Below are 25,319 nucleotides of genomic sequence, written 5' to 3'. Positions count from 1 at the left end.
TTCAGAAGCTGTGCCCGAGCAGTTTCTCGACCTCGCTCCTGGTCGGCAGCGAGGGCTGGGCGCCGGGGAGGGTGGTGGCCAGGGCGGCGGCCGCGTTGGCGTGGCGGACCGCCTCATGCAGCGGGCGGCTCTCGGCCAGGGCGCAGGCCAGGGCGCCGCAGAAGGCGTCGCCCGCGGCGGTGGTGTCGACCGGGATGACGCTGAGGGCGGGGACGAGGAGAACATTGCCCTCTTCGCAGAGCAGTGCTCCGTCTCCACCCAGGGTGACCACCACGGCGGACGGGCCGCGCAGGGTACGGGCGGCGTCGGCGACGGCGTGCAGGTCCGGCAGCGGGTGGCCGACCAGCGCGGCGAGTTCGGCCCGGTTGGGGACCAGCACGTCCACCATGTCCAGCAGGTCCAGCAGGTCGGCGCGCTCGGCCGGGTGCTCGCGGGCCGGGGCCGGGTTGAGCAGCACCGTGCCGCCGGCCAGCCGGGCGGCGGCCTCGACGGTGGCGGCGGGGATCTCCTGCTGCAGCAGAGTGACGCTCGCGTCGCGGAGCACTGTTCCCGAAGCAGCGCAGTGCTCCGGAGCGAGAGCAGTGTTCGCGCCGGGGCTGACGATGATCGAGTTCTCACCGCTCTCCCGGTCGACGGCGACCAGCGCCCGTCCGGTCCTGGCCACCGGCTCGGAAAGCACCCAGCGGACGTTCACCCCCTCCCGCTCCAGCGCGGCCCGCAGCCGGGTTCCGTCCTGGTCCGCGCCGACCCGTCCGACCATGGCGACCTGCGCCCCCAGCCGGGCGGCGGCCACCGCCTGGTTGGCACCCTTGCCGCCTGGATGCTCGGCCAGTTCCCCGCCGAGGACGGTCTCACCCGGCAGGGGATGGTGCGGCACCCGGACGACCAGGTCGAGATTGATGCTCCCCACCACTGCGATCATCGGCATGGGGACACTCTAAGCAGCAGGTCAACCCCTGGCTCCATGGTCGGGCCCAGCCATAGACCCAACCACTGGGCTCATCACTGAGCCCGACCGCCGGCTTCAGCCGTTGAGCACGGCCTGCATCACGGCCCTGGCGATCGGTGCGGCCAGGCCTCCCCCGCTGACGTCGGCGCGGTTGGCGTTGCTGTCCTCGATCACCACCGCGACCGCGACCGGGGAGGTCGAGGAGCCGGCCGGTTTCGCCCAGGAGATGAACCAGGCGTAGGGGGTGCCGCTGTTGCCGACCCCGTTCTGCGCCGTGCCGGTCTTGCCGCCGACGGTGACCCCCGGGATCGCCGCGTTGCCGCCGGTGCCGGAGGTGACCACGCCCACCATCGCCTGCTGGACCTGGTCCGCCACCGCGGAGCTGATCGGCCGCCCGAACTCCTCCGGGCTGAACCCGGTGAGCTGCTTGCCGTCGGCCCTGGTCGTGGCCGCCACCAGTTGCGGCTTCATCAGCACCCCGCCATTGGCGATCGCGGCCGCCACCGAGGCCATCTCCAGCGGGGTCGCCGCGGTGTTGTACTGGCCGATCGAGGACAGCGCCAGCAGCGCCTTGCTGGTCATCCCGGTGTCGAAGACGCTCGGCACCACCCCCACCGGGATGGTCTGACCGGTCTGGTTGAAGCCGAACGCCTGGGCCGCCTTCACCATGCCGGCCTGCCCCACGTCGTCGCCCAGCTTGCCGAAGACGGTGTTGCAGGAGACCTGCAGCGCGTAGAGCAGGGTGGCGTCGGCGCAGGCGTCACTGGCGCTCTCATTGGTGATCGCGGTGCTGGTGTCCGCCGGGGTGAACGGGTCGGGCGAGTCCGTGGGCACGGTGATGCCGCTGTAGACGCCGTTCATCAGCCCCGCCGACAGCGTCACCACCTTGAAGGTGGAGCCGGGCGGGTAGGTCTGCCGCAGCGCCCGGTTGAGCATCGGCTGGGTGGCGGCGGCGGTCAGCCGGTTCCAGTTGGCGGTGACCGCGCTGCCGGTGCCGGTGATGCTCCCCGGGTCGTAGGAGGGGGTGCTGGCCAGCACCAGGATCCTCCCGGTGGCCGGGTCGATCGCCGCGACCGCGCCGCGCTTGCTGCCGAGACCGGCGAAGGCGGCCTGCTGGGCCTTGGCGTTGATGGTGGTGCGGACGTCGCCGCCGGGCACCTGGTCCCTGCTGATGGCGTTGAGCAGCGGGTGGGTCGCCAGATCGCTGTCCGTCCCGGCCAGCACCCCGTCCTTGACGCCCTCCAGCAGCGAGTTGCCGTAGGTCTGCGAGGAGAAGCCGGTGACCGGCGCGTACAGCGGTCCTTCGGTGTAGCTGCGCCGGTACGCGAAGGCGCCGCTGGTGGTCCTGCTGTTGCCGGTGACCGCCTTGGCGCCGACCAGGATGTTGCCGCGCGGCTCGGCGTAGCGGGCGATCACGGCCCGCTGGTTGGCGGGGTTGTCGTGGTACTTCTTCGCCTGCAGCACCTGCACCCGGGTGCAGTTGACCAGCAGCACCAGGACCAGCAGCAGGCAGAACTCGCCGGCCCGGCGCGCGGTGCGGCTGAGCGAGAGCCGGACCGCGCCGGCGTGCGGCTCGGGGTCGGAACCTGGACTGCGCTTGCGGCCGAAGGGGCTCATACCTCGGGCACCGCCTGGATCTGCTCGTCGTCGGGCAGCGGGGGGTCGGGGCGGCGGGCGGCGTCGCTCATCCGCACCAGCAGGGCCACCAGCACCCAGTTGGTCACCAGCGAGGAGCCGCCCTGGGCCAGGAACGGCATGGTCATCCCGGTGAGTGGAATCAGGTCGGTGACCCCACCCGCGACCACGAAGACCTGGAGCGCCAGCAGCGAGGCCAGGCCGATCGCCAGCAGTCGGCCGAACGGGTCCCGCAGCGACATCCCGGTCCGGAAGCCGCGGACCGCGAGCACCGCGTAGACCAGCAGCAGCGCGGTCAGGCCGACCAGGCCGAGCTCCTCGCCGAAGGTGGCCAGGATCCAGTCCGACTTGGCCGCGAAGCCGATCAGATAGGAGTGGCCCTGGCCGAGACCGGTGCCGAGCAGGCCGCCGGCCGCGAAGGCGAACAGCGACTGGGCCAGCTGTCCTGCGCCCTGACCTGCGTCGATGCTGGCCATCGGATGCAGCCAGTCCTCGAAGCGGCTGTGCACATGGGGCTCCCACAGCGCCACCGGGACGATCGCGAAGCCGACCAGGACCAGGCCGACCGCGATCCAGCCGATCCGCCCGGTGGCCGCGTACAGCATCACCAGGAACAAGCCGAAGAAGATCAGGCAGGTGCCCAGGTCCTGCTCCAGGAACAGCACGGCCGTGCTGAGCAGCCAGACCACCATGATCGGACCCAGGTCCCGGCCGCGCGGCAGTTCCAGCTTCCACACCCGGCGGCCGGTCAGCGCCAGGGCGTCCCGGTTGACGGCCAGGTAGGAGGCGAAGAAGATCGCCAGCGCGATCTTGGCGATCTCGCCGGGCTGGAAGGACAGCGGGCCGATCTTGATCCAGATCTTGGCGCCGTAGACCGCCGGCAGGAAGATCGGGACGATCATGAGCACGATCGCGCCGAGGGCCAGCAGATAGGCGTAGCGCTGGAGCCTCCGGTAGTCCCGCAGCAGCAGCACCACGGCGACGAACAGGGCCACCCCCAGCGTCGACCAGACCAGCTGGGAGGGCGCGGAGGAGGTGCCGGTGGCCCGGTCCAGCCGGTAGATGACGACCAGGCCGAGACCGTTCAGCAGCACCGCGAACGGCAGCAGCAGCGGGTCGGCGTAGCGCGCCCCGAATCTGATCGCCAGGTGCGCAAGCAGGGCGAGCACGCCCAGGCCCGCGCTGTACTGGAGGGTGTCCTCGGGGACCCTGCCGTCGATGGCGCAGCCCACGTCCGCGTAGCCGAAGGCCGCGATGAGCACGGCGAGGACGACCAGGAGCAGCTCGGTGGGGCGGCGGGTGGGGACCCGCGGCAGCGGGGCGGCGGGAGGCGCGGGGGCGGTCGCGGCGGCCATCGGCGTCCTCGGGGCGCGGGGCGGACGGGCAGGGGGCAGGCGGGCAGGGGGGCAAGGGGGCAAGGGGGTATGCGGGCAGGAGGCGCGGAGGCCGCTGCCCGGCCCGTCCGCCGGAGAGTGCGGTCGGGCCGGGCAGCGACCGGGTACCGGGCCCGCCAGGCACGGCGGCCGGCCGAACGGCGCTCAGAGGGTCCGGCCGGGGCCGGCCGGCCCTCTCAGTCCGGCGCCGCGATCACCCCTGTGCGGCCTTGACGGCCTCACGCAGGTGGGTCTCGTCCTCGTCGCTGAGCGAGGTCTGGATCAGCTGGCCGCCGAACGGCGCGAGCTGCGGGATGACCTTCTCCTGGACCGCGTTCTGGACCAGGACGAACAGCGCCGCCGCACCCGGGGTCAGGTTCTCGCCGACCCGGCGCATGAAGTCGTCGTCGACGCCGAAGTTCTGAGCCGCGCCGACGGCCGCGCCGGTGGCACCGCCGATCGCCGCGCCGAGGAACGGCATGAAGAAGAGCAGGCCGATCAGCCCGCCCCAGAGCGCGCCGCCGGCCGCGCCGGCGCCGGTGGTGCTGACGGACTGGTGCAGCTTGACCTTGCCGTCCTCCTTGCGCTCGACGATGACGGCGTCCTCGAGCTGGATGAGCTTCTGCTTCTGGAGGTCGGCGAGGAGCGCTCTGACCTGCTCCGCGGTGGCGACGTCGGGATAGGCGACAGCGATCAGGTTGCTCACAGGGATTCCCTTTCCTGGCTGGAACTACCAGGAAATCTAATCAGCTATGAGTCATTTGTCCGATTTGCGGGGCGGCGTGTCGTGACCTGCCCCGCGGCCAGCGTGAAGCCGATCTCGGCGCCCCCGGCCGCCCCCACGCGGTTGCGGGCGAAGACCCCGCCGCCGTGGCTCTCCGCCACCTCCTTGACGATGGCCAGGCCGAGACCCGACCCGGGCAGGCTGCGGGCGCTGGTCGCCCGGTAGAAGCGGTCGAAGATCCGGGCCAGGTCGCCCTCGTCGATCCCCGGGCCCCGGTCCAGCACGGTGACCCGCTCGGCGGTCACCCGCAGCAGGATCCCGGCCGGTTCCGGGGAGAACTTGGCGGCGTTCTCCACCAGGTTGGTCAGCGCCCGCTGCAGCGCCCCGGGCCGGCCGACCAGGCTGACCGGCGCGGCGTCGACCAGGATCTCCCGGCCGGTACGGCGCCGGGCCAGGTCGGCGACCCGTTCGGCCAGCAGGTCCAGCTCGACCTCGGCCGACTCCTCGGTCTCCCTGCGGTCGGCGGCCAGCTCCACCAGCTCGTTCACCAGCACGCTCAGCTCCCGGGTCTCCGTGGCCAGGTCGTCGAGCAGCGCCTCCCTGGACTCCGGGGGCAGCCGGTCCAGGTGCGGCAGCGCGGCGATATTGGTGCGCAGCGAGGTCAGCGGGGTACGCAGCTCGTGCCCGGCGTCCTGGACCAGCCGGCGCTGGTCGTCCTTGGAGCGGGCCAGCCGGCCCAGCATGTCGTCGAAGGCCCGGCCGAGCCGGCCGATCTCGTCCCCGCCGCGGCGCGGCACGTCCACGTCCAGCTGGCCGGTGGAGGCCACGTGCTCGGCCGCGCCGGTCAGCCGGACCAGCCGCCTGGTGATCCTTCCGGCCAGCCACCAGCCGGCCGCCCCGGCCGCCAGCACCACGGCCGTGGCCAGCAGTGCGGTGCGTTCGAGCAGCAGGTCGAGCAGGTCGTCGGTGGAGCTGAGCCGCTCGGAGAGCTGCACCGCGCCGCGGCCGCCGCCGAGCGAGACGGTGACCACCCGGTAGCGGTCGCCGCCGGTGTCCTCGGTCACGTCGTGGACCTGGCCCGCCTTGCGGCCGGTGGCCAGGGCGCGGTCGGCCGCGGTGACCGGGAGCGGGTCGGGCTGGCCCTTCTCGACCACGCTGCTGTCGGGACCGAGCACCTGGATGCCGATGTCCCCGGACTGGGTCAGCCGGTCCTCGAGCTGGTCGTGGTTCTGGTTGGAGGGCTGGAAGTCGGACGGATAGAGCGGCGACTGCTCCACCGCCGCGGTCAGCGCCTCCAGCGACTGGGTGAAGTCGCTGGCCCGGTCGTGCCGGATCAGATTGGCCGCAGCGTCGTAGCCCAGGCCGCCGACCAGCACCGCGACCAGGGCCGCGACCCCGGCGAAGGCCACCGAGAAGCGCACCCGCAGACCGGCCGGAACCGGTATCCGGCGCGGCGCGCGGGCGTCGGCCCGGGTCGGCGGTGCGGGGGACGGCGGAACGGGCGGGATCGGCGGCGTCGGCGACCCGATCGGGCCGGTCACGGCTCGCGCAGGGTGTAGCCGACGCCCCTGACCGTGTGGATCAGGGCCGGGGCGTCACCGATCTCCAGCTTGCGCCGCAGGTAGCCGATGTAGACAGCGAGGTTCTTGGAGCCGGGGCCGAAGTCGTAGCCCCAGATCCGGTCGTAGACGGTGCTGTGGTCGAGCACGATCCCGGCGTTCCGGGCCAGCAGTTCCAGCAGGTCGTACTCGGTGCGGGACAGCGCGATCTCGGCCTCCCGGCGCCACACCCGGCGGGCGGTCGGGTCGATCCGCAGGTCGGCGACCTCGATCAGGTCGTCCCCGGCCGGGGCGGTCTGGCTGGACGGCGGGTCGGCCGGGACCGGCACCGGCACGGCCCGGCGCAGCAGCGCCCGCAGCCGGGCCATCAGCTCGTCCGCCTCGAAGGGCTTGACCATGTAGTCGTCGGCGCCGGCGTCCAGCCCGGCCACCCGGTCCGAGGTCTCCACCCTGGCGGTGAGCATCAGGATGGGGGTGCGGTCGTTCTCCGCGCGCAGCACGCTGCAGACGGCGAGTCCGTCGATGCCGGGCATCATCACGTCCAGGACGATGACGTCCGGGCGCTCGCGATGGATCGCGGCCAGCGCCTGGATGCCGTCGGCCACGGCGGTCACCTGGTAGCCCTCCAGGGTCAGCAGGCGCACTACGGAATCGCGGATGGCCCGGTCGTCCTCGGCCAGAAGTACTGTCGACGTCACACACCGATTGTCCACGGAACTCGTGAGAGCCGGGTAAGAGGTCGGGTCAGTCGCCGTAGACGGTGAGCACGGCGCCGTCGATCTCGATCCGGCGGGTGCCGGCCAGGTCGCCCCGGCGCAGCGCGGCCAGGCAGCGCCGGAACAGCAGCATCTCCGCGCCGTCGAGGACGGCCGCGGCGAGGTCGATCACCTCCGCGAGATTGGCGTCGGTGAGCTCGGCCGGAAGCTCCCCGGAGAGCAGTACGACGGATTCGCCGCTGCTGCCCCGGACGACAGCGGTGGTGGGCCCTCCCTGAACGACCAGCACATATCCCCCTGGGCAGTGCCCGCGCTTGCACGGGGGGCGACGTGCGGCTCACCCGCCCCTCCCATCGCAGACGCTAGTCCCAGACATGGGTCCGAACGGGGGCTGTGCCGATATTCGCCTGATCCGGTCATCTCCGGGCAATCAGGGAACCGGAACGAGCACCGCGTGCGTGCTAATTGTCCGCTTCCGGGCCGTCCCGGCGGTCAAGGAGCGACTCGACCAGCGCGGCGACATGGCGGCGGTCGTCCACCGACAGCTTCTGCAGGCTGGCGATCAGCATGTCCACCTCGGGGTCGGACGGACCGCCCGCGGCGGCCCCGTCCGCGTCGGCCGCGGTCGGTCCGGACGCGTAGAGATGGATCCCGCAGGCCTCGGCCGCGGCCCGGCGGATGGCGTCCAGCGGCAGCTCCAGCGCCCGGGCCAGGCCCTCCAGGGTGGCCGGCTGCGGCATTCTGACCAGCCGTTCGGTGGTGGCGAGGTGGTGCACCGTGGAACGCGGGATACCGCCCCGGCGAGCTGCCTCGCCGTAGGACCAGCCCTGCCGGTCCAAACGCTCTCTCATCAACTGCTGCAGGGCGTTGGACACCTGGCTGACGCCTCCCTGTCGGCTGCCCCTTCGGCTGCCTGCGACGGTCCGATTCTACGGCGATCACCCCCGCCGAAACCGATAAAGGGGCTCCCACCTGGTGGTTTCTCTCTGTTACCAGTCCGTTGCAGAACGTGGCCCCGAATCGCTTGCGGGGACAGCCCGGAGGCTACTAGTGTCCAATCTCGTTGGACAGAACGTCCGACCGGGTTGGACGGGAGCTGGGGGGGATCCCTACTCCTGACCGATCTGCCAACTGTCCATTCCTTAGGGGGAATTGACCATGCTTGAAATGCACGAGCTGGACGCCGAGTCCGCGGAGCTGCTGCCCGGCCGCGAGGCCCTGAGCAAGCTGAAGTTCAGCTTCGCGAAGACCGTCAACGTCACCAAGCACGTTGCCAACGTCGAGGCGGCCAACACCTCCTCCGCCGGCAACTGGGGCTCGCTGGGCGCCGAGGCCTCCTCCAGCGCCAGCCAGTCGATCAGCATCAGCCAGTAGTAGTCCCAAGTCCCACCGCAACACCGCAGCACCGCAGTTGCTCGACGGCAGTACTCACACACACCTTCCGCAGCACCCCGAAGAAAGGCACCACCATGAGCATGAACATGAATGAGCTCGACGCCGAGTCCGCCGAGCTGCTCCCCGGCCGCGAGGCCCTGAGCAAGCTGAAGTTCAGCTTCACCAAGACCGTGAACGTCACCAAGCACGTCGCCAACGTCGAGGCCAGCAACCAGTCGCTGGCTGGCAACTGGGGCTCGATCGGTGCCGCGGCCGGCTCCGACGCCTCGCAGTCGATCAGCATCCACCAGTAGCAGCCGCACCGCTTGCCGGAGGACCGCCGGCAGCACCGCAGCAACGCAGTACCGAGGTATCAGGGGCGCGGGCCGCGCCAGGGGAGGGCGCGGCCCGCGCCGGGGGAGGACACAGCATGACCGTGAGTGTGGAACCGGGGGCACTGGTTCCAGGTCCGGGGGGATTCGCCACCACGATCCAGCAGTTCGACCAGCTGGATCAGCTCGATCAGCTCGAACAGTATGCGGAGGCCTTCAGCCGCCAGGCCTTCCCGATTCCCAGGCTGGCCGCCGGGCTGCGCCTGCACGGCGAGTACCAGGGCTCGGGCTTCACCGAGGCCAAGTACATCGCCCGCCGTGGGGACGGCCAGGTGGTGCAGCTCTCCCGGCTGCTCCACCTGGTCGCCGGCTGCATCGACGGGGTCAGCGACACCGAGCGCATCTCGCACCGGGTCAGCGGGCTGTACGGGCGGGAGGTGAGCGAGGAGAACATCGCCTACCTGGTCGAGCAGAAGCTCCAGCCGCTCGGCGTCACCGTCCCCTACGGGCAGGAGGACGACGAGGTCACCGAGGCCCCGCGGTCCGACCTGCTGCTGGCCCTCAAGGGCCACAAGGTGATGTTCAACGAGGCCCGGGTCAACCGGATCGGCCGCTCGCTGGCCTGGTTGCACCGGCCGCTGATGGTGGTCCTGGTGCTGGGCTCCATGGTCGCCATGGACGTCTGGCTGTTCGGCTTCTACGGCGCGATGACCCCGGTGCTGGAAGTGCTGAACCAGCCGGTGCTGCTGCTGGTGGTGTTCGCACTGACGGTGGCCTCGGTGGTGTTCCACGAGTTCGGCCACGCCTCCGCCTGCCGCTACGGCGGCGCCCGCCCCGGCTGCATCGGCTGCGGGCTGTTCCTGATCTGGCCGTCCATGTACACCGACGTCACCGACGTCTACCGGATCGGCCGGGCCGGGCGGATCAGGACCGACCTCGGCGGGGTCTACTTCAACATCGTCTTCATGCTCGGCATGGGCGGCTGCTACTTCCTGACCGGCCAGCCGTTCTTCCTCAGTGCCGTCTACCTCGGGCACTTCGAGGTGCTGGAGCAGCTGATGCCGGCCGTCCGCCTGGACGGCTACTACATCCTGGGCGACCTGGCCGGGGTGCCCGACCTCTTCGGCAAGATCAAACCGATCCTGCTCAGCGGACTGGACTCGGTGCTGCGCCGGGGCCGGCCGGTCCGCCCGGAGGTCGCCGACCTGAAGCGCTCGGCCCGGATCATCGTCACCACCTGGGTGGTGACCATGGTGCCGCTGCTGCTGGGCGACCTCGGCTACGCGCTGTGGAACCTGCCGCGGATCCTCAGCACCGGCATCCGCTCGCTGACCTCGCAACTGGCCGGCACCGGCTCCGCCTTCGCGGACGGGCACCTCGCCGCCGGCCTGGTCGGCGTGCTCGGCAGCGCGATGCTGATCTGCCCGCTCGCCGGAATGTCCTACCTCTCGATCCGGCTCGGCGGCCGGCTGCTGCGGACCGCGCTGCGGGCCACCAGCGGCAGCCGCGGACTGCGGCTCGGGTTCTGCGTGCTCGGCCTGGCCGGGGTCACCGCGCTCGGCTGCGCCTGGGCCGTCGGGATGACGCCCAAGCCGCTGCCGCCGTCCGCGCCGATCGTCCCGGTGCTCCAGCCGGGGGTGACCGCCCCACCGGCGACCACCGCCCCGGTGCTGGTGCCCAAGCCCAGCGCGAGCGCCAGCAGCAGCCCACTGAACGGATCGAGCGCACCGGCCAACGGCGGCGCCGCCGCTCCCGGCCTCACCCCGCCGCCGAGCAGCACCCCGACCGTCCCGCCGGCCACCCCGCCGCCCGGTCGGCCGCCCGTCTCCTCCGCAGGCCATGCGGCCGTTCCGCCGCCGGTCTCGTCCTCGCGACCGGCGACCGTCCCGCCCACCAGTCCCCCGGCCAGTACCAGCCCGCCGACGACTCCCCCGCCGACGACGCAACCCCCCACCTCGCCCCCCGTCAGCACGGCTCCCGCCTCGGCGGCCGCGACCCCGTAGTGATCCGTGCCACGCCGTGATCCGTTCCCTCAGGAGAACCAATGAACCTCAACCACCACCGCAGAGCGACCGCCAGGGTCGGGGCGGGCCGCAAGGCCGTCCGGTTCGGGCTGCTCGCCACCGCGAGCCTCACCGCCGTCGCCACCGCCGCGACCGCGCAGGCGGCGGGCACCAGCTCCACCGCGGGCACCGGCCACGGGGTGGCCATCGCCAGCGACAGCGCCCACGCGCTGGCCAACCCGGGCCACCGGGTCCGCTTCGACGACTCCTTCACCGTGCACCAGGAGGGCACCGTTTTCGCGGCCGCCGCGCAAAACCAGGCCGAGGCGGACTCGGCGGCCTGCACCGCCGCCAAGCCCTGCCGTTCGGTGGCGCTGTCCTTCCAGATCGTCACCATGGCCGGGGAGAACATCCACCTCAACGCGGTGAACACCAGCAACGCGGCGAACCACCACTGCGCCGGCTGCCAGACCCTGGCCGGGGCCTACCAGTTCATCGTCTCCACGCCGCGGCCCTTGACGCTCAGCCCGACCGCGCTGCGCCAGCTCGCGGACATCCACCGCAGGTTGGACGCCCTGGGCAGCTCCAAGGCGCCGATCGCCACGGTGAAGAGCCAGGCCGACGCGCTGGCCGCCCAGGTGACCGGCATCCTCAAGGCCGCCGCCGCGACCGCCCCCAAGGGCCCGGGCATCGACGCCCTGGCCGCGATGACCCCCACCGTCACGGTCCACCGGATGTACACCAGCTGACCGTCCCACAGCCGCTCCACCCCCGCGCCTGCCGGCGCCCCCGCTGCCGTCGTGGTCCCGACCAGGCCACGACGGCAGCGGCGCGCCGTTTGCGGGGCGCCGTCCGGCGGCCCTAGCATCTTTCCCCCAGCAGCGATCAACCGAGGTTCACAGGGAAGCGGGCCCCACTGATGCGCATCGTCCTGATCGGGCCGCCGGGTGCGGGCAAAGGCACCCAGGCCGACATCCTCCACGGCGAGCTGGGCGTGCCGCACATCTCCACGGGTGCGTTGTTCCGCCGGCACATCGACGCGAGGACCCCGCTCGGTCGGCAGGCCAGTGGCTATCTGGGGGTCGGGGATCTGGTGCCGGACCAGGTCACCGCCGACATGGTGCACCAGCGGCTGGCCGAGCCGGACGCGCAACGCGGGTTCCTGCTCGACGGCTTCCCGCGCACCCTGCCGCAGGCCAGGACACTGGCCGAGCTGCTCCGGGCGGACGGCCACGAGCTGGACGCGGCGGTGGAGTTCGCGGTCCCCGACGAGGTGCTGACGGAGCGTCTGCTGAGCCGGGGCCGGGCCGACGACACCCCCGAGACCATCCGGAACCGGCAGGAGGTCTACCGCACCCAGACCGCTCCGCTGCTGGAGTTCTACGCCGACATCCTGCTGACGGTCGACGCCACCGGCGCGGCGGCGGACATCGCCGAGAAGACTCTGGGGATGCTCGAACCGCGCCGGTAGCGGCAGTGGGCCGCTGGACGACTGGTGGTGTGGTTATTCGTCAGCGCTGACCAGGCGTCCGACGGCCCAGGGCATCAGCTCCTGGGCCAGGGCCAGGCTGTACGGCCTGACCAGGCACCGCAGTTCGGCGCAGTCGGCGGCGCCGAGGGCGGCGTACGGCAGGACGCTCAGTTCGTCGGTGGTGCGTTCGACGGTTTCCCGGCGCTCGCGCCCGGCCTCGCTCAGCGCCAGCTCGGGCCCCTCCGCCAGCCAGTCGCGCTCACGCAACTCGTCGACCGCCGCGGACCACTGCTCAGGGGACCAGGCCCGTGAGCCGCGCAGCGCCTCCGCACCGATCTGACCAGCGGCGGCATGCGTGACCAGGGCCTCGATCCCGTTCAGTCCGGCGATCAGCAGCGCCGCGAGGTGGCCGTCGCCGCGGAACTCGCGCAGCAACGTCTGGGCGTGCCAGAGCACCAGGTGCGGCTCCTCGGGCCACGGCAGCGCGGTATGCGCGGCGAACAGCGGGCGGCCCTGCAGGTGCGGGACCGCCGCCAGGGCCGCTTCCCTGGCCAGTTCGGCGGCACGCTTCATGTGCGTGGACTCGACCTCCTGGCCCAGGACGCGGCGCAGGGTGGCGTCCATGCCCGCCCGCCGCGCCGCCTGGAAGCGCTCCGGTGACGCGGCCTGCCAGGCCCCGGGGATCGCGCGGCGCACCACCTCGGGGTTGAAGTTGTAGAAGGCGGCGATCACCACCTCGGCGCTGACCGGCCCGAGCGCCGCCGCCCGCGAGGCGAAATAGCCGACTCTGCTGTCGACGCCGAGCTCCGCGTACGCGGCGTGCGCCTCGGGTGAGAAGTACACCGCCCCGTGGTAGGACTCCAGCACCTGCCAGGTGGCCCGTGCGTCCTTGCGGTGGTCCTCGCTGTGGCCCATGGGGCGTCCCCAGACATCGTCGGATCAGGTGGCGGACGACATACCGTCTGGTCGGTACGGTAGCAGCGGGGGCGGTGGCACGGAAGGTTCAGGTCAGCTCAGCGGCTTGTCCAGCACCGCCTTGCTGTGGCTGAAGGTGTCGATCGAGTACTCGCCGTGGTAGTTGCCCATGCCGCTCTCGCCGACGCCGCCGAAGGGCAGCTCCGGGACCGCGAGGTGGGAGACCGGGATCCCGAAGGTGAGCGCACCGGAGGAGGTCTCCACCGCCAGCCCGCTGCTTTGGTGTCCTCGGAGTCGGTGAACGCATACAGCGCCAGCGGCTTCTCCCGGGCGTTGATGAAGGCGATCGCCGCGTCCAGGTCCGGGACCTCGATCACCGGCAGGATCGGGCCGAAGATCTCCTCGCGCATCACCGGGGCGTCCGGGGCGACGTCCGCCAGCACGGTGGGGTCGATGTGCAGAGCGGTACGGTCGTGGCCGCCGCCGGTGACCGCGCGCCCGCTGTCCAGCAGGGCCGCGAGGCGGTCGAAGTGCCGACCGTTCACGATCTTCCCGTAGTTCGGGTTGTCCGCCGGGTCGTCCCCGTACGCGGCGGTGACGGCGGCGGCCAGCTGCGCCTCGAGCTCGGCCGCGGTGTCACCGATGGCCAGCACATAGTCCGGTGCCACGCAGGTCTGGCCCGCGTTCTGGAACTTGCCCCGGGCGATGCGCTGCGCGGTCACGGTCAGGTCCACGCCGGGATCGACCACCACCGGGCTCTTGCCGCCGAGCTCCAGGGTGACCGGGGTCAGGTGCTTGGCGGCGGCCGTCATGACGATCCGTCCCACCACCCCGTTGCCGGTGTAGAAGATGTGGTCGAAGCGCTGCTCCAGCAGGGCGGTGGTCTCCGGGACCGCGCCCTCGACCACGGCGACGGTCTCGGCGTCCAGGTACTGGGGCAGCAGCCGGGCCAGCGCGGCGGAGGTCGCCGGAGCCAGCTCGCTCGGCTTGAGGACGGCCGTGTTGCCGGCCGCGAGCGCGCCGACCAGCGGGGCCAGGGCGAGCTGCACCGGGTAGTTCCACGGAGCGATGATCAGCACCACCCCGAGCGGGTCGCGCACCACCTGCGCCCGCGCCGGCAGGAACGCCTCGGGGACGGCGGCGGGCTTGGGGCGCAGCCACTCCTCCAGGTGCGCGACGGTGTGGTCGATCTCGTTGATGGTGAAGCCGATCTCGGTCCGGTACGCCTCGGCCGGGTTCTTGCCCAGGTCGGCGAGCAGGGCCTCCTGCAGGGCCTCGGTCTGCTCGGCCAGCAGCTTGCGCAGGGCGGCGAGCTGGCTGAGGCGCCAGGCGAGGGGCTTGGTGCCGCCGGTGTTGAAGCTTGCGCGCAGCCGGGCGACGACGGCGCCGGGGGTGGCGAGGGTGGTGGTCATGAGGGTTCTCCTTGCTCGGTGGCGTGCGGGTCGGTCGGCTGGGTGGCGTGCGAGGCGGTGGCGTGCGGGTCGGTGGCGTCCGCGTCGGTTGCGTGCAGTTGGCTGGCGTCCGGATCGGTGGCAGCGGACAGTGCGTCGTCCTCCCGGCCCGGGGGCTGGTTGTAGCGGGCCAGTAGGCCGTGGAAGGCTGCGATCTCCTGCGGTGTCCATCCCACCGTGCGCCGTGCGGTCTCGCGGCGCATCGCGGCATCGGCGGCGGTCAGCAGCCGCAACCCGCGTTCGCTGACCTTGATCACCTGAACCCGGTTGTCGGCCGGGTCCAGGGCGCGGACCACCAGGTCCTCGCGCTGCAGGTCGGCCAGCTGACGGCTGATGGTCGACTTGTTGAGCCCGGAAAGGCCCACCAGATCGCCCGCCCGCGCACCGCCCAGCTGCTGCAGCTGGGCCAGCAGCGAGTACGCCGCGAAGGTCAGCTCCGGATGCAGCCGCTCACCGTTGCTCCGGAAGCGTCGGCTCAGATTGACCAGCTGGATCACCAGGGCCGGGATCTCGTCCGGGGTGGCCGACATGCGTCCCCTTTTCGTTGTATAAAACAACTCGTTTCGTTCTGCAACGGTACGTCGAGACTGCGGAGCGGTCAACGGCAGCCCGCCGAGCGGGCACGGCCGGCACCACGCAGGGGCAGGCCCTACGCAGCGGCGTCCAGTCGGGCCCGCTGGTCGGCGGTGAGAACCACCGCTTCGGCAGCGAGCGCCTCGTCCAGCTGCGCCGCGGTGCTGACGCCGACGATCGGCGTGATCGACGGGCGGCCGTCGCGGAGCCAGGCCAGCACCACCTGGTTGCGCGTCGCGCCCAGCTCCTCGGCGATCCCGGCGAGCGCGGCGATCCGGCGGGAGTTCCCGGGGTGGAGATAGTGGTCCGGCAGCGGCCGGTCCGCCCGGGTGTAGCCGCCGTTGAGCAGCGCGGTGTACGCCCACATCGCCAACTCCGCCCATCCGGTCCAGGCTGCCCGCCACGGCCTTGTGGATCGCCGCCGCCGACAGCCCCTCGGCGGACTCCGGCCACCGGCCCGCCACCAGCGGCTGCTGACCCACCTTGGTGCTGATCCGCACCCGCTCGCGGACGCCACTGGCGCCGCCGACGCCGAGCAGGCGGGCTGACCCGGCCTCAGCTGTCGACCCCACGCCTGAGCAGTTCGCCGTCGACGGCCTTCAGCTTCTCGCAGCGAGCAGCCGCACGTGGATATGGTTGGCGATCACACATCCGACAGGCGGGCGGGGAAGTCCGATGACCACAGCCGGTGCCGCCCCACTTCGGGTACCCGTCGGAGTCGACGCGGCCCGCTGGTCCACCCGCGGCGGCCTGACGACCGTGCTGCTGGTCGTCCACAACGTGACCTCGGCGACGCGGCTGCTGGACGTGGTACCGCTGTTCCGTGACGATCTGCGCATCCAACTCCTGGCGACCTGTACGGGATCTTCCCCCTTCCAGGCCGGCATCTCCGAACTCTTCGCGCGCCTCGCCCTGCCCGTCCTGCCGTGGGAGCAGGCGCTGGAGACATCCGTCGACCTCGCGCTCTCCGCGAGCCTGGGTGGTCAAATCCATGAAATACCAGGCAAATTGGCCGTTCTCTCACACGGGGTTGGATACAATAAGAGACTGGCAACAGCCAACAGCCAACAGCCAACAGCCAACAGCCAACAGCCAACAGCCAACAGCCAACAGCCAACAGCCAACAGCCAACAGCCAACAGCCAACAGCCAACAGCCAACAGCCAACAGCCGGGAGCCGGTGTTCGGCCTCTCCGAGCCATGGCTCGTGGTCGACGGCGAGCTTGTGCCGGATGCGATGGTGCTCTCCCACCCGGAGCAGTTCGAGCGTCTGGCCCAGGCCTGCGTGCAGGCCTTGCCGACAGCCGTCCTGGGCGGGGACCCGTGCTTCGACCGGATCCTTGCCGCGCGCCCCCTTCGAGAACGCTACCGGCGGGCCCTCGGCGTCCGGGAAGGGCAGCGCCTGGTGGTCCTCAACTCGACGTGGAATCCGCAGTCGCTGTTCGGCGACGAGGGCGGGGACATACTGCCGCTGCTACTGGAGCAGATCATCGCGGAGCTGCCCCTGGACGAGTTCCGGGTGACGGCGGTACTTCATCCGAACATCTGGCACGGCCACGGGGCCGGGCAGATCCGCACCTGGCTGGACCGCGCCCGCCGGGCCGGCCTGACGCTGATCGATCCGCTGGACAGCTGGCGGCAGGCCCTGGTGGCCGCGGACGTGGTCCTGGGTGACTTCGGGTCCGTCAGCTACATGGCGGCCGCCCTGGGCACTCCCGTGCTGCTCGGGGTGAACGACACGTCGTCGGTCCTGGATCCCGACTCCCCGGTGGGCCGGTTCGTCCAGGAGGCGCCGCGGCTGGACCCCTTCGCACTGTTGCGTCCGCAGTTGGAGCAGCTCCTGGACAGTCACGTCCCCATGCCGGGCCCCGCCGAGTTCACCACCTCGGTGCCGGGCAGAGCCGGGGAACTGCTCCGCCGCATCTTCTACGACCTGGCCGAGCTGCCCGAGCCCGAGGGGCCGGCGCTGCTGGACCCGCTCCCGCTCCCTGCCTATGAGTCCGCGCAGGTCAGCGCGCCGCTGCGGGTCTTCACGCACCGGCTCGACCTGGGGGACGTGGAGCTCCACCGGTATCCCGACCTTGCCAAACCGCCCGCCGTGGAGGGAGCGGTGCACACAGCGGTGAACGAAGACACGCTGGATCCCGGGCGGCTGGAGCTGGCGGACCTGATCTACCGGGTCGGGGAAGCGAACGATCCGCGGTTCGGCTCGCCGCAGCTCTGGGCAGCGGAGACCTTGTCACGGTTCCCCCACTGCGCGATGGCGGTATTCGCCACCACGACCGACAGCTGTGCCGTCGTGACCGCCGCGGGCGTACTCCTGCAATTGTCGGCGCCGTACGGGTCGGTGGACCCGGTCGCCGCCGCCTCCGCGCTGTTCGCCTGTCTGGCCGCAGGCGACGACGTGTCAGCTCTGTGTGCCAACGGCTTGACCGTACGCACTGGTGCGTTCCGGCATGCTGTCGCGGTCAGGCCGGTGCAGGGCGGCAGGCCGCACGCAGGACGCTGAGGTAGGGCAGGTGAGCCGCGGCGCCCTTGCGGGTGATCATGTCGGTCGCTGTCTCGACCAGAACGGACGCGGCCGCCAGGTCGCCCTGCAGGATGAGCGCCTCGGCATGGTCGGTCAGTGTGCGCGCCTCGTTGAAGGTGTCGCCCACCTGTCGGAAGTAGGCGAGTGCCAGGTCACGCCGCTGATCTGCTTCGCTCCATTTCCCCTGGCCGCCGAGCGCGCGAGCAAGGTGGCGATCGTTCAGGGCGGTGGCCCGGGGGACGTCCGCCCAGCCCGGACCGCCGCGGCTGATCCGGGCGAGCGAGACCTTCGCCTGCTCGAAGAGCGGCTCCGCATCCGCCCAGAGCCACTGGCGCATCATCAGCAGCCCGAGCGATTCCTGCGCCGCGGCCAGCCCGCGCCAGTGTTCGACCCTGCGGTCGATGTCCGCCGCTGCCCGCAGGTGCTCTTCGGCCTCGACCCATTCCTGGGTGTCCATCAGAGCGAAGGCGATCTGGACGTGCGTGCGTGCGGCAGGCGGGCCCGGAAGGTCAGCGCTGACGACCCGCAGGGCGATTCGCAGCACTGGCAGGATCCGGCCCACGTGGCCCGCCTTGAGCTGGACGGACCACAGGGCCTGCTGCAGCGCGAAGACCGTCTCGGCCCGGCCGTGCTCAGCCGCGATGCACAGTGCCTCCAGTACGTTGTCCAACGCGCCCACCAGGAGGGCCAGGGCGTCGCCCTCGGCGATGCCGGCGCCGAGGGCCCTTTCGATCTCCTCCGAAGTCAGGCCCAGCCACCACCGCTTCGGGGTGGCTGCCACGTCAGCGCTCACTGCGAAATCGCGCAGGTGCTCGACGGACCGCAGGACTGCCTCGTTGCACGCGGCGACCCCGTAACGACGCCGGGCTGCCTGCTTGGCCTGATCACGCAGGGCCGGCGCACAGGTATAGGCGCCGTCGCCGACAGGCCGCAGCAGGGTGGCCACTGCCAGCGCGGAGAGCGTCCGTTCGGCGTCGGCTGCCGGGAGGCCGGTGGCAGCGGACGCCAGTGCGGGAGTGATCGTCGGCCAGGGGCACAGCGCGGTCAGCAGCAGCACCTGGGCCGCGGCCGGATCCAGACCCGCGAGCAGGCTGTCGAGGAAGCCGGACCCTATGGTCGGTGGCGCGGAAGGCGCAGGGGCCGCAGCCGACAAGGCCGCTGCGGCGGTACGGACCGCCCAGGGCAGCCCGGCGCAGTCGTCCAGCAGCGAGGGCATCGTGGCGCGCGCCGCCGCAACGGCCTGCTTGCCGGCGATCCTTGTGAGCAACTTCCTCGCATCCGCACGGGGAAGCGGCCCGACCAGCAGCGCCGGGGCGTTCAGGCCGGTCAACCGGGCGTTGGCGACCGCGATCAGGAAGATGTCCGGTTCCGGCGTGAGCAGGGCGCTGATCTGCCCGGCGTGCCGCACATTGTCCACGATGAAGAGCATGCGCCGACCCGTCACCAGAGAGCGGAACAGGTTCGATCGTTCGGCTTCGCCGACTGGCATCTGCTCGGGGTGGACTCCCAGCTTTCGCAGTGCCGCGGCCAGGACCTCGCTGGGGGTTTCGACGAGATCGGCCGGCTCGCGGCGCAGCGACAGATAGATCTGCCCGTCGGGGAAGCGGCCCGGTGAGCTCCAGCCCCAGTGCAGGGCCAGTGCGGTCGCCCCGATGCCGGACGGGCCGTGGAGCTGTACGCAGCGGCCGCTTCCGTCCGGCTTGCGGCCGTGCTCCCGGTCGAGTTCCTTGATCAGGTCCCGCCGGTCGGTGAAGTGGTCGGGTCCCATCGGCAGCAGTTGCAGGGATTCGCCCAGCCGCACCCGGGGGACCGCCTCGGCGACGGCGGCAAGGACACCGGTGAGGCGGGGTTCGGACGCCATCTGAGCCTGAAGGCCTTCGGCCAACACGAGCCGTTCGGCACCCGTGCGAGGCGCAGCAACAGGATGCCCGGCCTGCCGTCCTACGATCCCGCCCAGGAACTGCCAGGCCGACTTCCCCACCTCACTGCCGAAGGATGTGCCGCCCGACGCCAGGAACAACGCGGCGATCTCGGACAATGACATCGGATCCACAACCACGTCCCCCGGTTCGCTCGGACCAGGCATCGCCCGGATCCTTCGACTTGAACCCTCCGCGACAAAACTAGCGCCACGACACGATCTTTGCTGGCCCCTTGGCCTGATGACTCGCCGTCAGCGAACCGGGAACTGAGCCGGGAACTGAGCAGAGCGTGCTCCAGAGCGACGGCCAAACCTCTGCGGTGCAGGGGACCAGTCCGCCTCGATGGCCGACGCGATCGCCGACTCGATGGCCGACTCGATGGCCGACTCGATCGGTGGCGAGGTGCGCCGCGGTTGGGGAGGCGTTGACGAGTGGGGCCGGCCGGCACGGGCAGAGTCGTGTCCGGATCACTTCCCCTCCGCCGGCCCGCCGGCAGTACGACATCGTCCGTTGCTTCCCTCGGGTGGGCGCCCAGAAGCGACTCGGCTACCCCGGCGAAAACCGCAACTACGCTAGCTCGATGCTGAGTTGGACGCCAAGCTCGCGGAAGCCCAGGGCGAGCGCGACCCGCCGGGACGCCGGCACGCGGGCGCGCCAATATCCCAGTGAAGCCGACTGACGTCGATGCCGGCCGGGCCGGGCCGGGCCGGGCGGAGGTTATTGCCAATACTCCGGAGATACGTATTATTGCTACATGGAGTACGAGGAGCGCTTCGCCGAGCTGGAGCGCCGCATCGCCGAGCTGGAGTCCGTCATCGGCGCGGCAGGCGAGCCGGCGAGGGTGACGGGCGTGGCGCAGAACGGATTCTGGGCCCTCACAGCGTGGAAGCAGCAGCTGGCCGACGCGGGCATGGGCAGCGGCGGCGTGCTCTACACCGGTTCGGTGCGCATCCCGTCGGGCAAGCACTACGAGTGGCAGATCGGCTTCGACACCGAGAGCCTTCTGGGCGGGGACCTCGGCAACGCGGCGGAGACCCTCGCCGCCCTGGGGAACCCGGTGCGGCTGCTGATGCTCCATGAGGTCCTGCTCGGACGATGCACCGTCAGCGCGCTCACCGAGGTCGTCGACCTCGGCAGCGCCGGGCAGATCTACCACCACCTGCGCCAATTGACCACGGCAGGCTGGCTGCACTCCGCATCCCGTGGCAACTATTCCGTACCCGCGGACCGGGTGGTACCGCTGCTGGTGGCACTCGCAATTACCCGGCGCTGAATAGACGCGCATGATCATGACTTATGAGTTCGTATAAGACTTAATTCTTTGAGAATTAATGGATCGAACCTCAAGAAGCGCTCAAATAAGTGAGCGAACGATAGCAACCGGTGCCACAATTGACCCCGACACTCCGAATGGGAACAGCCGAGGTCCGATTTCGACCAGGTCAGCACGGGGGAGTTGTGACGATGGAGACGGACAGCAAGATCGATTTTGAGCACTTTGTGATCTCCGTACGGCCCAGACTGCGGGCAACCGCGTTCCTGCTCTGCGGCGACTGGTACGCCGCCGACGACCTGGCCCAGAGCACACTGTGGAAGGTGTACTGCCGCTGGGGCCGGCTCCAGGACCGAACGCTGCTCTTCCCGTACGCCCGTCGCGTCCTGGTCAGCCTCTTCGCGAGCGAGCAGCGCCGGGCCTGGCGACACAGGGAGACGCACACCGTGACCCCCGACCTCTCCGTAGAACTCGACGACACCGTCGAGAATCGCACGCTGGTCGTGGACGCACTGAGAAAGCTGGGACCGCGACAGCGCGCCGTCGTCGTGCTCCGGTTCTTCGAGGATCTCAGCGTGGACGAGACCGCGAAACTGCTGGAGTGCGACCCGGGGACGGTGAAGAGTCAATCCTCCAGAGCGCTCAGCACACTCCGCGAGATATTGAAGAGCCCAGTCGACCAATGGGACTGAACACTGTCCTGAAATTACCTTTTCCGCTACGCTTTTCCTGGTCACGCATTCATGGGCACCGGGAGGAAGTGGATCATCAGCGGGTATCTTCATCGGCTTTTCCAGCGGGCAGTGGAACAAGCACCCCCGCCCGCTCTGACGGATCACGAACTCCTCCAGGGGTTCTTCGCCCGTCAGCGCCGCAGGCGCGCCGTCGGCGCGGCCGTCCTCGGCGCGGCGATCCTGGTGACGGCTCTCCTGTGCTGGCAGCTGTCCTGATCGACGCGGTCTTTGAACGGACGGAGCACTTCGACATGGTTGTGGATGCGATAGTGGTCGGCGCCGGCCCCAACGGCCTGACAGCGGCGGTCACTCTGGCCGAGGCAGGCCTGTCGGTCCGGGTCTACGAGGCCCGGTCGAGCGTCGGGGGCGGCGCCGTGACCGAGGAGCTCACTCTCCCCGGATACCGGCACGACCCCTGTTCCGCGGTGCACCCTCTCGGGGCCGGGTCCCCCGCGTTCCTGAACATGCCGCTGGGCGCGCACGGACTGCGCTGGGTCGAGCCGGAACTGGCTCTGGCGCAGACCGTCGCCGACGGGCCGGCCGCGGTGCTCGCCAGGGATCCGGCGGAAACCGGACGCAGTCTCGGCCGCGACGCCGGCCGGTACCAGCGGCTGCTGGGCCCCTTCCTCGGACGCTGGGAGGAGCTGGCCGCCGAGGTGCTCCGTCCCCCGGGGCAGGCGCTGCCCCGGTCGCCGCTGCTGCTGGCGGCGTTCGGGGTGCCGGCCGTGCTGCCGGCCGGGCTGCTGGTCCGCGGATTCCGTGACCGCCCCGCACGGACGCTGCTGTCCGGGCTCGCCGCCCACGTACTGGCCCCGCTCGGCTCACCGCTCACCGGCGGAGTAGCGCTGATGTTCGCCCTGGCCGCGCACGAGGTGGGCTGGCCCTTTCCGCTCGGCGGTGCGCAGTCGCTCTCGGACGCGCTGGCGTCCTACCTGGTCTCCCTGGGCGGTGAGATCGAACTCGACCGCACGGTCCGCCACATCGAGGACCTGCCGGCGGCCAGGGCGTACCTCTTCGACGTGTCCCCGCAGGCCCTCGCCGCGATCGCGGGGAGCAGGCTGCCGCGGCGCTGGACCGAGCACGCCGGGCGTTACCGCTACGGCCCCGGCGTCTACAAGGTGGACTACGCCCTCTCCGGCCCGATGCCCTGGCTGGACGAGTCCTGCCGAAGGGCCGGGACGGTGCATGTCGCCGGCTCGTCCGCGGAGATCGCGGAGTCGCTGCGCGCCGCCAACAGCGGCAGGGCGCCGACCCGGCCCTTTCTGATCACCTCGCAGCCGACCGTGTTCGACCCTACGAGGGCTCCGGCCGGCGGCCACACCTTCTGGGCCTACGCCCATGTGCCGAACGGCTGGGACCAGGACCTGCTCGGCGCCGTCGAGGACCAACTGGAGCGCCACGCACCGGGGTTCCGCGACCTGGTACTGGCCCGCCACATCAGCGCGCCCAAGGATCTGGAGGCCCGCAACCCCAACAACGTCGGGGGGAACATCACGGTCGGGCGCGGCAACGGACTGCACGGGATGGCGAGGCCCTGGATGACGGCCCGCATCCCGTACGCCACCGGGAACCGGGCGCTCTACCTCTGCTCCTCCGCGACGTCGCCGGGACCGGGGGTGCACGGCATGTGCGGGTATCACGCGGCGGGCGCGGCGCTCCGGGGCGTCTTCGGCCTCGAGCCGAAGCGGTTGGACACGCAGCGGCTCTGACCGGCCCGCGACCGGCCGACGACGCCGCCGCGACGGGGTGCTCCCGAGCTGGGGAGCACCCCGTCGCGGCTCGGCGGTCAGCCGTGCCGACGGAAGGAGTCGAGGTAGGCAGTGGTGGGAGACCCCAGACCTGTCGCAGCGTCATATCCTGACCCGGCGTCCAGTCCGTAGTCCTGGCCGATGGCGTACAGGCGCGCCTTGCGGGTGCCGTCGGGGTTCAGGCCGAGGTCGACCACGTCCGAGAGCAGGCCGGGACCGGTCGGCCCCGGGACCGTCGGGGTCGCCCCGACGTCGTGGAACAGGCCGGGGCGGGCCCGCAGGTAGAGCTCGGGGTCGGCGAAGCCCAGCCGGCGCCCCGCGGCCTGCTGGGCATCGGCCTGGATGCCGGCGAAGGCCGGCGTCGCGACGGAGGTCCCGCCGTAGCCGAGTTCGCTGTACGGGGCCCCGTCGGAGTAGCCGACCAGGGTGGAAAGGGCCAGGTCGCCGTGCATGGCCACGTCAGGGGTCACCCGCCGCGGGGAGGGTGCCGGGTCGCCGCTCAGCAGGGTACCGGCCAGGGCGCGGGGCACCGTGCCCGCCTGGAACCACGGTTCGGCGAAGTCCTGGCCCGCGCCGCCGCCGCCGCCGAAGTAGAAGCTGCCGGGCATCGACTGCCAGGCGGTGGCGTCCGGGGACAGGACTGAGCGGGCATCGCCCATGTCGGTCTCCCAGCCGTAGCCGCCGTCCTTGCGCAGGGCCAGGGTGCTGCCGCCCACGGAGGTGACCCAGGGCGACTCGCTCGGGAAGGCGGCCTGGGCCTGGAGGGTGGCGTGATTGCAGTTGGCTCCGGTCGCTGCGGCCTGCGGGGAGTTGTCGCCGCAGTCCCCCGAGGCGAAGTACATGCCGATCCCCTCCACCGCGGCCTGCTCGAAGACCTGCTCCCAGGCGGCGACCAGGCCGGGCGTCAGATGGCCGTCGGCGGTGTGCACGACCTCGTCCCAGGAGTTGGAGACGATGTCGGCGCTGCGGGCGTCGATGATCGACAGCTCGGCGTCCATCAGATCCTGGTCGAGGCAGGAGTTCGCTCCGACGTAGCGGACGGACGCGTCGGGGGCCAGGCCGTGGGCCATCTCGATGTCGAGCGACTCCTCGCCCGCCCAGGACGCCGGGGTGCCGCAGGCTGTGTAGCCGCCCCACTGGGCCGGTGTGACCTGTTCGGCGTACTGCCCGGAGCGGAACGCCCGGTCGCCGTGGCCCGTGGCGTACCGGTCGGCGTCGGCGGGCATGGTGGCCGAGCCGTAGGCGTCCACGACGGCGATGGTCACGCTCTTCCCGGTGAGGCCGGAGGCGCTGACGCCGTAGGCCTTGCGCAGTTGCGCGGGGAGGTAGGGGCACGGCGCCAGCGGCGTGCTCGGCAGGTAGCCGGCCGGCAGCCCTGCGGCGGTGTGCTGCCCGTAGTACTGGGAACAGGCCGGCGTCGGCGCGGTGTCCTGCCGCTCCCCGGCGGGCTGGGCGTACACGGGCGCGGAGGCCAGCCCGGTGACGCCCAGCACGGCGGTGTCCAGGCTGCGCGGAACGCGTATCGAGGCGTCGGGTGCCTGCTGGCGGCCGGTTCCGGTGCTGTACTCGTGCAGCGAGGTGCCGAAGGCCGCTCCGGTCTCTGCCGCGCTGCCCGCGGTCTCGACGTAGTTCGCGGTCACCCGGGTGACGGCCAGCCCGGCGGACGTCAGCCAGGAGGTCACCTCGCGGGTCTCGGCGGCGCTCGGGTCGAACCTGGAGTGGTACTGCGCGGGGGTGAGGAACGCGCCGTGCCGGGGGTCGTTCGGATCCGAGAGCTGCTTGGCGAGGGTGGTCAGCCCGGCACCGTCCCGACCGGCCAGGTACACCCGGGTGGTGACGCGCTGTGCAGCGGGCACCGGCCCGCGGTCGGCCGAGGGCGTGGCATAGGAGGGGACCGAGCCGGTCAGCGGGGTCAGCGGGGTCTGCGGCTGCGCCGGTGCGGCCTGGGCCGGCACGGTGAGTGCCGCCAGCGCCAGAGCGGAGGCGACGGCGACCGGAACGGCCTTGAGTGCCACTCCGCGCGCTCTGCCGCGTGGGC

24 protein-coding genes and 2 pseudogenes are annotated in these 25,319 nt (G+C 71.4%); 11 read left to right on the top strand and 15 right to left on the bottom strand.

Going from position 1 to position 25,319, the window contains the following annotated elements; all coding sequences use genetic code 11:
- Position 1 precedes the first annotated feature (1 nt).
- The 8 genes from rbsK to ACXKR8_RS30525 all read right to left on the bottom strand — a co-directional run bounded on the left by rbsK (position 2) and on the right by ACXKR8_RS30525 (position 7,831).
- Positions 2-928 carry a ribokinase gene (gene rbsK / locus ACXKR8_RS30560; RefSeq protein WP_458267793.1) on the bottom strand — a complete coding sequence of 309 codons (927 nt, stop codon included), beginning with the start codon at positions 926-928 and terminating at the stop codon, positions 2-4.
- Positions 929-1,024: 96 nt separating this feature from the next.
- Positions 1,025-2,566, bottom strand: a complete 1,542-nt coding sequence (locus tag ACXKR8_RS30555) for a peptidoglycan D,D-transpeptidase FtsI family protein (protein ID WP_458267792.1) — start codon at positions 2,564-2,566, stop codon at positions 1,025-1,027.
- Positions 2,563-3,939: an FtsW/RodA/SpoVE family cell cycle protein gene (locus ACXKR8_RS30550; protein WP_458267791.1), complete on the bottom strand. Its 1,377-nt coding sequence runs from the start codon at positions 3,937-3,939 to the stop codon at positions 2,563-2,565. The genes ACXKR8_RS30555 and ACXKR8_RS30550 overlap by 4 nt, the downstream gene beginning before the upstream one ends.
- Before the next feature lie 232 nt (positions 3,940-4,171).
- Positions 4,172-4,663 (bottom strand): DUF1269 domain-containing protein, encoded by a 492-nt coding sequence (locus tag ACXKR8_RS30545; protein WP_458267790.1) that lies wholly within the window; start codon positions 4,661-4,663, stop codon positions 4,172-4,174.
- Positions 4,664-4,707: 44 nt separating this feature from the next.
- Positions 4,708-6,222: a sensor histidine kinase gene (locus ACXKR8_RS30540; RefSeq protein WP_458267789.1), complete on the bottom strand. Its 1,515-nt coding sequence runs from the start codon at positions 6,220-6,222 to the stop codon at positions 4,708-4,710.
- Complete coding sequence (locus ACXKR8_RS30535) at positions 6,219-6,938, bottom strand: response regulator transcription factor (RefSeq protein WP_458267788.1); 720 nt, start codon at positions 6,936-6,938, stop codon at positions 6,219-6,221. The genes ACXKR8_RS30540 and ACXKR8_RS30535 overlap by 4 nt, the downstream gene beginning before the upstream one ends.
- A gap of 46 nt (positions 6,939-6,984) precedes the next feature.
- Positions 6,985-7,245: a hypothetical protein gene (locus ACXKR8_RS30530; protein ID WP_458267787.1), complete on the bottom strand. Its 261-nt coding sequence runs from the start codon at positions 7,243-7,245 to the stop codon at positions 6,985-6,987.
- A gap of 172 nt (positions 7,246-7,417) precedes the next feature.
- Positions 7,418-7,831 (bottom strand): helix-turn-helix domain-containing protein, encoded by a 414-nt coding sequence (locus tag ACXKR8_RS30525; RefSeq protein ID WP_458267786.1) that lies wholly within the window; start codon positions 7,829-7,831, stop codon positions 7,418-7,420.
- A gap of 283 nt (positions 7,832-8,114) precedes the next feature.
- Here ACXKR8_RS30525 and ACXKR8_RS30520 point away from each other — a divergent pair, with 283 nt between their 5' ends.
- The 5 genes from ACXKR8_RS30520 (at position 8,115) to ACXKR8_RS30500 (ending at position 12,136) form a co-directional block, all read left to right on the top strand.
- Positions 8,115-8,330, top strand: a complete 216-nt coding sequence (locus tag ACXKR8_RS30520; protein WP_458267785.1) for a hypothetical protein — start codon at positions 8,115-8,117, stop codon at positions 8,328-8,330.
- Positions 8,331-8,425: 95 nt separating this feature from the next.
- The gene (locus ACXKR8_RS30515; protein WP_458267784.1) at positions 8,426-8,644 is read left to right on the top strand and encodes a hypothetical protein; all 219 of its coding nucleotides are present in this window, start codon (positions 8,426-8,428) and stop codon (positions 8,642-8,644) included.
- Positions 8,645-8,760: 116 nt separating this feature from the next.
- Positions 8,761-10,665 carry a zinc metalloprotease gene (locus tag ACXKR8_RS30510; protein WP_458267783.1) on the top strand — a complete coding sequence of 635 codons (1,905 nt, stop codon included), beginning with the start codon at positions 8,761-8,763 and terminating at the stop codon, positions 10,663-10,665.
- 41 nt (positions 10,666-10,706) lie between these two features.
- A complete protein-coding gene (locus ACXKR8_RS30505; RefSeq protein ID WP_458267782.1) occupies positions 10,707-11,414 on the top strand; it encodes a hypothetical protein in 708 nt (235 codons plus the stop codon).
- A gap of 170 nt (positions 11,415-11,584) precedes the next feature.
- Positions 11,585-12,136 carry an adenylate kinase gene (locus ACXKR8_RS30500; protein ID WP_458267781.1) on the top strand — a complete coding sequence of 184 codons (552 nt, stop codon included), beginning with the start codon at positions 11,585-11,587 and terminating at the stop codon, positions 12,134-12,136.
- Positions 12,137-12,169: 33 nt separating this feature from the next.
- Here ACXKR8_RS30500 and ACXKR8_RS30495 read toward each other — a convergent pair whose 3' ends face one another.
- From ACXKR8_RS30495 to ACXKR8_RS30480, 4 genes and pseudogenes are all read right to left on the bottom strand, one after another.
- Positions 12,170-13,051, bottom strand: coding sequence for an SCO6745 family protein (locus ACXKR8_RS30495; protein WP_458267780.1), 882 nt, complete (start codon positions 13,049-13,051; stop codon positions 12,170-12,172).
- A 93-nt stretch (positions 13,052-13,144) separates the two neighbouring features.
- Positions 13,145-14,463 (bottom strand): annotated as a pseudogene (locus ACXKR8_RS30490) (aldehyde dehydrogenase family protein).
- Positions 14,460-15,032 carry a MarR family winged helix-turn-helix transcriptional regulator gene (locus ACXKR8_RS30485; RefSeq protein WP_458267778.1) on the bottom strand — a complete coding sequence of 191 codons (573 nt, stop codon included), beginning with the start codon at positions 15,030-15,032 and terminating at the stop codon, positions 14,460-14,462. The pseudogene ACXKR8_RS30490 and the gene ACXKR8_RS30485 overlap by 4 nt, the downstream one beginning before the upstream one ends.
- 119 nt (positions 15,033-15,151) lie before the next feature.
- Positions 15,152-15,442, bottom strand: coding sequence for an aldo/keto reductase (locus ACXKR8_RS30480; RefSeq protein WP_458267777.1), 291 nt, complete (start codon positions 15,440-15,442; stop codon positions 15,152-15,154).
- Here ACXKR8_RS30480 and ACXKR8_RS30475 point away from each other — a divergent pair.
- Positions 15,417-15,623: a hypothetical protein gene (locus ACXKR8_RS30475; protein ID WP_458267776.1), complete on the top strand. Its 207-nt coding sequence runs from the start codon at positions 15,417-15,419 to the stop codon at positions 15,621-15,623. The genes ACXKR8_RS30480 and ACXKR8_RS30475 overlap by 26 nt on opposite strands.
- Before the next feature lie 127 nt (positions 15,624-15,750).
- Positions 15,751-17,583, top strand: a complete 1,833-nt coding sequence (locus ACXKR8_RS30470; RefSeq protein WP_458267775.1) for a hypothetical protein — start codon at positions 15,751-15,753, stop codon at positions 17,581-17,583.
- Here ACXKR8_RS30470 and ACXKR8_RS30465 read toward each other — a convergent pair.
- Together ACXKR8_RS30465 and ACXKR8_RS30460 are read right to left on the bottom strand one after the other, a co-directional pair.
- On the bottom strand, positions 17,543-19,465 hold the full coding sequence (locus tag ACXKR8_RS30465; protein ID WP_458267774.1) for a tetratricopeptide repeat protein: 1,923 nt from the start codon (positions 19,463-19,465) through the stop codon (positions 17,543-17,545). The genes ACXKR8_RS30470 and ACXKR8_RS30465 overlap by 41 nt on opposite strands.
- A gap of 628 nt (positions 19,466-20,093) precedes the next feature.
- Positions 20,094-20,192, bottom strand: a pseudogene (locus tag ACXKR8_RS30460) (GNAT family N-acetyltransferase); the annotation flags it as partial.
- 88 nt (positions 20,193-20,280) lie between these two features.
- Here ACXKR8_RS30460 and ACXKR8_RS30455 point away from each other — a divergent pair.
- From ACXKR8_RS30455 to ACXKR8_RS30440, 4 genes are all read left to right on the top strand, one after another.
- Positions 20,281-20,799 (top strand): ArsR/SmtB family transcription factor, encoded by a 519-nt coding sequence (locus ACXKR8_RS30455; RefSeq protein WP_458267773.1) that lies wholly within the window; start codon positions 20,281-20,283, stop codon positions 20,797-20,799.
- A 191-nt stretch (positions 20,800-20,990) separates the two neighbouring features.
- A complete protein-coding gene (locus ACXKR8_RS30450) occupies positions 20,991-21,491 on the top strand; it encodes a SigE family RNA polymerase sigma factor (protein ID WP_458267772.1) in 501 nt (166 codons plus the stop codon).
- A gap of 111 nt (positions 21,492-21,602) precedes the next feature.
- Entirely contained in the window at positions 21,603-21,749 is a 147-nt protein-coding gene (locus ACXKR8_RS30445) for a hypothetical protein (protein ID WP_458267771.1), read from the top strand.
- Between the two features lie 35 nt (positions 21,750-21,784).
- On the top strand, positions 21,785-23,242 hold the full coding sequence (locus ACXKR8_RS30440; protein ID WP_458267770.1) for a phytoene desaturase family protein: 1,458 nt from the start codon (positions 21,785-21,787) through the stop codon (positions 23,240-23,242).
- A gap of 77 nt (positions 23,243-23,319) precedes the next feature.
- Here the strand turns inward: ACXKR8_RS30440 and ACXKR8_RS30435 are convergent, their stop codons facing one another.
- A complete protein-coding gene (locus tag ACXKR8_RS30435; protein WP_458267769.1) occupies positions 23,320-25,296 on the bottom strand; it encodes a S53 family peptidase in 1,977 nt (658 codons plus the stop codon).
- Positions 25,297-25,319: the final 23 nt, after the last annotated feature.

This window comes from Streptacidiphilus sp. PAMC 29251, from assembly GCF_054208735.2.
Note: the sequence above shows the minus strand (reverse complement) of the source record. Positions and strands in the feature narration are given on the sequence as shown.